Origin of the sequence: Ruminococcus bromii, from assembly GCF_002834225.1 — a bacterium.
GTDB classification, from domain to species: Bacteria; Bacillota; Clostridia; order Oscillospirales; family Acutalibacteraceae; genus Ruminococcoides; species Ruminococcoides bromii.
Window position 1 is genome coordinate 1 of the sequence record NZ_NNSR01000035.1, and the last position, 1,492, is coordinate 1,492.

2 protein-coding genes are annotated in these 1,492 nt (G+C 31.8%); both read left to right on the plus strand.

Annotated elements, in window-relative coordinates:
- On the plus strand, positions 1-681 hold a 681-nt coding region (locus RBATCC27255_RS03285; RefSeq protein ID WP_206602209.1), incomplete at its 5' end, for an RHS repeat-associated core domain-containing protein.
- 2 nt (positions 682-683) lie between these two features.
- Entirely contained in the window at positions 684-1,259 is a 576-nt protein-coding gene (locus RBATCC27255_RS03290; protein WP_101028731.1) for a hypothetical protein, read from the plus strand.
- Positions 1,260-1,492: the final 233 nt, after the last annotated feature.

A 1,492-nucleotide genomic window follows, 5' to 3' on the forward strand; every position in this document is an offset into this window, starting at 1 on the left:
GGTTATTTCCAATCAGGAACCTCTATTTTGGATGCTAATACATTTGCTTATTGTGGTAATAATCCAGTTCTCAATGTTGATCCATTAGGCGCCTGCAAAGTTCCTAATTACACATCGGCAGGGACATACATTGGACATACTTGGAAGATTAAAGAATCAGTTCCGGGTGTCCCGGGTTTTTGTAATGTTTGTAAGGGTTACGGATCAAATGCTCCCTCGAATACCTCACACAGTTTCGTTATTAGTTCTTATACGACACCTTCTACAAAAAAACAAGACTACAACACTTGGAATAAGGTGGCAGATTCTTTTGGAGCTATATTTTGTAGTTTAGAAGTTGACGCAGACTTTGGAGTAGGATTTGGTGTTAATGTAACTGATGTGTTTTCAATAGAAGCTGTTGGAAAACATGCACTTCTAAATGTCCATTTTGATGAACAAGGTTTTTCATTTAGTGAGACAGATAGCGTGGAAGTTTCTGCAGGTGTATGCGGTTGGGACTTATTTGGAGTACAGGATACTAAATACTATGAAATTGGATCTGACAATGAATATGAAAATTATGGTTCATCTCATAAATTGGGCTTTTCAATTGGAGGATATTTTGGATTTGGTGGTTCTGTAGGCTTTGGATGGAATTTAGATTATATATATAATAGATTTTGTGAAATATGGGGATAATTATGAATAAAAAAATACTTTTGATAGATGTTATTACGCTCTTTTTAGGGATGTTAGCTGTTTTTTTATTGTGTATATTTAAAACAACAGAAATATCTCCATTATCGATTACTATTTTGATTATTTCTCTTTGTGCTGTGCTATTATCCGAACTTTTTTCCTTAAAAATAAAAGGTGTTAAAATTACAAACGCTGTTGGTACATTTGCTTTTTTTATAGTGTTTTATACTTTTTATAATTTACCTTTCCTAGGTTTTGCTAATAGTTTTGGCATTCAAAATAGCATTGGCACGCTATTCTTATTTTCTTTTACATCAAAAAGTTTATTGTATTTGTCTTCAATCTTAAAGAATAAAAATATGGATTTTGCAATAAAAAGCAATTCTTTAAGTAGAACTAAAAATTACAGTCAATATTTTGTGCGATATTTTAAATATTTTAGCATTTTTTTGTTGCTGGGTGGAATAGGCGTAGCTGTTTATAATTTGTTTTGCATGAATATAGATATAAGCTTGGCAGATGTGCTTTCAGGATTTAATAATCTTAATCCACAATTTCATTCTGATTTTTTTAATTAGATATATTAGTCGTATTCATTGAAAAAATTGTTTATAACGAATAGTTGGTTGATTTGTTAACCAATTAAATAGTGAAATTGTAAGGGTAGAACATTTTGCTGAACGGAGGCTCGAAAGAGCCTCCTTTGACGCCAAAAAAGTATGATGCACATAGTAATATTACAGATTTTACCAAAGACGGAGTTTTACAGTATCATTACGGTTACGATATGATGAATCAGCTTGTTAGCGTA

Bases quoted from the DNA above. Each gene is read 5' to 3' on its own strand.
- RBATCC27255_RS03290 (WP_101028731.1), top strand. From the start codon at position 684: ATGAATAAAAAAATACTTTTGATAGATGTTATTACGCTCTTTTTAGGG.